This is a genomic window from Streptomyces sp. AF1A, from assembly GCF_047340315.1.
In the GTDB taxonomy this organism is placed as follows: Bacteria; Actinomycetota; Actinomycetes; order Streptomycetales; family Streptomycetaceae; genus Streptomyces.
On the sequence record NZ_JBLEBI010000292.1, the window covers coordinates 1 to 4,908 of the forward strand.

The following is a 4,908-nucleotide window of genomic DNA, read 5'->3' on the forward strand; positions in this document are numbered from 1 at the left end:
GCGACCGCCGCGCCGGTCACGGCGACGGGCCACTCCACCACTCCCGCCGCGCCGAGCAGCCCGGCGCCGGCGTACACCGCCATGCGACGCCCGCGCGGGGACACCGCACCGACCTTGTCCAGGGTTTCCTCCGCCGCCCTGCTCACCATCCCCGCACCGGGCACCTTGCGCAGCGCCGAGGCCGCGCCGCGCAGCGGCGCCGTGAGGGCCGACGACGGCTTCTGCTCAGCCATGACTCTCCTCGGGTGAGATCGCGTCCAGTAGCCCCCGAGTGCCCGCGGCCGTGCTGGTCATCCACCACTTCCCAGGGAACGCCCGGCACCGCGCCGACGCCACCCGCCCCCGGGCGAGCGACGGATCCGCCACCGTGGAAGCGCACTCCGGCGGGCGGTCGCCGACGGCGATCGGGTGGCGGTCGGCACCGCGTCACCGGGTGGCCGTCGGCACCTCACCATCCGGCGGCGGTCAGCGCCGCATCGCGGACGGCCTCACCGGGACCGCCCGCCCGTCAGGCGCCCCTGCAGGGGGCAGGCCGGCCGGCAGGACGGGGTCGGCGAGCAGACGGCGCACGACGGCCGTAAAAGCGCTCCCGGTGGCGATCAGCCCGTATCCGGGACAGCCTCACCAAAACCCCCCGCCCCTCAGGCGCCCCAGTCCCTGCGCCCCACCGACGCGGCCAGTTCCCGCTGGTACCCGGCGTAGGCCGCACGCAGCGACTGCCCCGGCCAGTCGGCAGGAAGCAGACCGGGCGGCAGGACCGGGTCGGCCAGCAGATGGCGCACGATGGCCGCGAAGGCGGCCAGCCGGTCGGCCGGGTGCGGGGAGCCTTCCGCGTGGGCGAGCAGGGCGCGGGCGGTGGCGGCCCAGGCGTCCAGCGGCCACAGGCGGGCCGCCAGGTCGTGCGGCGCCGCGTCGGGGCGGGCGGTGTACGTCTCCGCCACGCGGCGCAGTGCGTCCGGCAGGGCGCGGTCGAGGTTGGCCGGGCGCAGCCACACGCCCTCGCGCAGCTCCGCCAGGCGCAGCGCGGTCAGCCGGGCGCGCAGCTCGGCGCGTTCGGCGGGGCCGCGGCCGGTCGCCGTGATCACCACCATCTCCCAGGTGCCGTGCCACGCGCGCGTGCGAGGGTGCACGGCGTCGTCCTGGCGGCGCTGGCGGGCCAGCAACCGGTCGCTGAGCGCGTACACGGCGTCCGTGCGCCGCAGGTCACCCGCGGCCACCATGCGGCTCAGCGCGGCCCGCAGTGTGGAACCGCCGACGCCGAAGGGCTCCACCAGCCGCACGAGGTCCCTCACCGGCAGCTCGGGCGGGTGCACGCCGAGGAGCATGCTGAGCACCACCGACCGCGCGGACAGGGGCCGCAGGCCGGCCGTGTCGGGTCCGGCGGACGCGTTCATGCGCATGGGCACGTACTCTACGTGCGACTTCGTGTTGCATCATTGCTACGGCCGCAGCAAGAGTGCAACATGGCTCGTATGGTCACGACACCCGCGCAGTTGCACACGCAGCCGCAGTACGCCCCGTACGAGGGCACGCACGACGTCACCAACCAGGCCCCGCCCCTGGCCCCGTACGACGCCTCCGACGACCGGGCCCTGCTGGAGGGCCTGCGCCGCGAGGGCGCCGGGTGGGCCGAGCAGGACGTCCGGCGCCTCGGGATGCGCGCCGGCAGCGCGCAGGCGCAGGAGTGGGGCGAGCAGGCGAACCGGTACGAGCCGGTGCTGCGCACCCACGACCGCTACGGCCATCGCATCGACGAGGTGGAGTTCCACCCCAGTTGGCACCACCTGATGCGCACGGCGGTCACCGAGGGCCTGGCCGGGGCTCCATGGGCGGACGAGCGTCCCGGCGCCCATGTGGCCCGCACCGCGGGCGGACTGGTGTGGGGCCACACGGAGGCGGGCCACGGCTGCCCGACCTCGATGACGTACGCCGCCGTGCCCGCCCTGCGCGCCCAGCCGGATCTCGCCAAGGTCTACGAGCCGCTGCTCACGAGCCGGGAGTACGAGCCCGGCCTGCGGGTGCCGACCGAGAAGCCCGGACTGCTCGCCGGGATGGGCATGACCGAGAAGCAGGGCGGCTCGGACGTCCGGACGAACACCACCACGGCCACACCCACCGGCGAGCCCGGGGTGTACACGCTGCAGGGGCACAAGTGGTTCACGTCGGCGCCGATGTGCGACGTCTTCCTGGTGCTGGCGCAGGCCCCCGGCGGGCTGTCGTGCTTCCTGGTGCCGCGGGTGCTGCCGGACGGCAGCCGCAACACCTTCCGCGTCCAGCGCCTGAAGGACAAGCTGGGCAACCGCTCCAACGCCTCCTCCGAGCCGGAGTTCGACCGGACCGTGGCCTGGCTGGTCGGACCCGAGGGGCGGGGCGTGAAGACCATCATCGAGATGGTCAACTGCACGCGCCTGGACTGCGTGATGTCCTCGGCGACCCTGATGCGCAAGACCCTCGTCGAGGCCGGCCACCACGCCCGGCACCGCAGCGCGTTCGGCGCCCGGCTCATCGACCAGCCGCTGATGCGCAACGTCCTGGCCGACCTGGCGCTGGAGTCGGAGGCGGCGACGACGCTGACGCTGCGGCTGGCCGGGGCCGCGGACCGGGCGGTGCGCGGGGACGCCGGGGAGCGCGCCTTCCGGCGGATCGCCACGGCCGTCGGCAAGTACTGGGTCACCAAGCGGGGCCCGGCGTTCACCGCCGAGGCCCTGGAGTGCCTGGGCGGCAACGGATACGTGGAGGACTCGGGCATGCCCCGGCACTACCGGGAGGCGCCGCTGCTGTCGATCTGGGAGGGCTCGGGCAACGTCAACGCGCTGGACGTGCTGCGCGCCCTCGGCCGGGAGGCGGACACGGCCGAGGCCCTGTTCGCCGAACTCGCCCTCGCACGCGGCGCGGACGCCCGCCTGGACGGGGCCGTGGCCGCGCTCAAGGACGGGTTGGCTGGGGCGGACCCGGTGACCGCCCGCCGACTGGTCGAGCGGATGGCGCTCGCCCTGCAGGCCTCGCTGCTGGTCCGGTACGCCCCGCATGCGGTGGCGGACGCGTTCTGCGCGACCCGGCTGGGGGGTGACTGGGGGCACGCGTTCGGCACGCTGCCCGCCGGGACCGACCTGGGGGCGATCCTCGATCGGGCGCTGCCCCACCACGGCTGACTCCTTCCCCGGGCGAGTGCGCGGGGCGGGTCGCGCCGCGCGCCTTGGAGGTCCGCGAGCCTCCCCCGCTCCCGTTGGCCGGTGAGCGCCGACGGATCGCACACAGTCAGCGTGCGGCTTCGCACCGTTGTCAGTGTCGTGGTGCACACTCGCGATCAGGTGACACTCGCCTGGGGAGGACTACGTGTTCACGGGGATCGACGAGGTCGACTGGGCCTCGCTGCGGCATGCGCGCGGCAGCGCGGAGGACGTGCCCGGGTGGTTACGGGGGCTGGCGTCCGCGGACGCCGCCGAGCGGGCGACCGCGCTCGACGGGATGTACGGCACCGTGCACCACGAGGGGAGGGTGTACGACGCGACGCTGGCCTGCGTGCCGTTCCTGTTCTCGCTCGCGGCGCGCGAGGAGGTGCCGGACCGGGGCTGCATCGTGGAGTTGCTGGTCCGCATCGGCGCGGAGAGCGTGGGCGGGGACCGGCGGGCACGGGAGGCGGTGTGCGCGGGCGGCGAACTGTTCGTGCGCCTCGCCCGGGACCCCGACCCGTCGGTGCGCCGGGCAGCGGCCGGGGCCCTGGTGCGCTTCGTGTCCGAGCCGCCCCGCGTTCTGGACGTGTTGAGGCAGCGGATACGGGCCGAGGGCGACGACCGTGTCCTGCTCGGGCTCACCGAGGCGCTCGGGTTGTTCGTCCGCCGGTACCCCGCGCACGCCGACGGCGCGTTGGACCTCCTGGCCGAGCAGAGCGCGCCGCCGTACGCCCCTGGGGCGCGGCTCGCCGCGCTGGGCCGGCTCGCGCTGGCCGCGCCCGCCCGGCTCCCCGCCGATCTGGTGCCGACGGCCGTCCGGCTGCTGCGGGAGCGGTCCGCGCGCCGCGCTCGCGTCGTGGAGCACTCCGCCCCGGACACCCTGGTGGGCCGCATACGGCGGCTGCGCCCGTCCGACGAGGAGGGCGCCCAGCTGCTGCGCACCCTGCACCGCGCGCTCGGCGACCGGGTCGACGACCGGATCGCCCTGCTCACCGGGCAGTTGACCAGCCCGGACCCGGTGGACCGGTGCACTGCGGTGTGGCTGGCGGCGGGGCTGTTCCGCAGCCGGCGCGGCGACTACACCGCCGCCGTCAGGCTCCTGGGCGCCCAACTGGCGTGCGATGACGACCGGTTACGGGACGCGGCGGTCTCGGTCCTGGCGGAGCTGTTCGCCCTGGCCGTGCCCGCCGCGGACGACCTGCACGCGCTGGTGGCCGCCCGGCCCGACCTGTGGTTGCACCGCTGGGAGCGTGGCTCCCCCACGCTCGGCGGACCGCTCAGGGCTCTTGTCAGGAGCGGCGATCCGCGGGCGGTCCCGCCCCTGGCCCGGCTGCTGGCCGGCCCCGCGGCGCTCCCGGACCTGGGCCGGGAACTGGCCCACCTGGGCCGTGCGGCGGCCCCGCTCGCCCCGGCGTTGCGGCAGCGGCTGGGCCGGATCCCCCTGACCTCCCCCGGCGCGGCCCGGGTCGCCGCCCCGCTGCTCACGGCCGTGGGTGCCCTCCAGGACGCGGACGCGGTACCGGAGGTGCTGCGGCTGCTCGAGGGCGCGCCCGGCGGACTGGGGGCGCGGGACGCTCTCGTGGTCCAGGTGATCGAGACCCTGGAGGTGCTCGGCGCTGCCGGGCAGGCGGCACCGCTGCTGCGCACGCTGCTGCGCACCCGGCACGCGGCCGCCGCGGCGGGCGCGCTGTGGTCGGCGGAGGGTGACGCGTCCGCCGTACTGCCCTTTCTGCTG

General features: G+C 76.0%; 3 protein-coding genes and 1 pseudogene. 2 read left to right on the top strand and 2 right to left on the bottom strand.

Annotated features, from left to right (window positions below; all coding sequences use genetic code 11):
- A pseudogene (locus tag ACLU3S_RS35765) lies at positions 1 to 233 on the bottom strand (hypothetical protein); the annotation flags it as partial.
- Positions 234 to 641: 408 nt separating this feature from the next.
- Positions 642 to 1,400: a PaaX family transcriptional regulator C-terminal domain-containing protein gene (locus ACLU3S_RS35770; protein WP_413956141.1), complete on the bottom strand. Its 759-nt coding sequence runs from the start codon at positions 1,398 to 1,400 to the stop codon at positions 642 to 644.
- Positions 1,401 to 1,472: 72 nt separating this feature from the next.
- Here ACLU3S_RS35770 and ACLU3S_RS35775 point away from each other — a divergent pair, with 72 nt between their 5' ends.
- Both ACLU3S_RS35775 and ACLU3S_RS35780 read left to right on the top strand, forming a co-directional pair.
- A complete protein-coding gene (locus ACLU3S_RS35775; protein WP_413956142.1) occupies positions 1,473 to 3,152 on the top strand; it encodes an acyl-CoA dehydrogenase family protein in 1,680 nt (559 codons plus the stop codon).
- 184 nt (positions 3,153 to 3,336) lie between these two features.
- Positions 3,337 to 4,908, top strand: a 1,572-nt coding sequence (locus tag ACLU3S_RS35780) for a HEAT repeat domain-containing protein (protein WP_413956143.1), incomplete at its 3' end; no start/stop codon positions are given.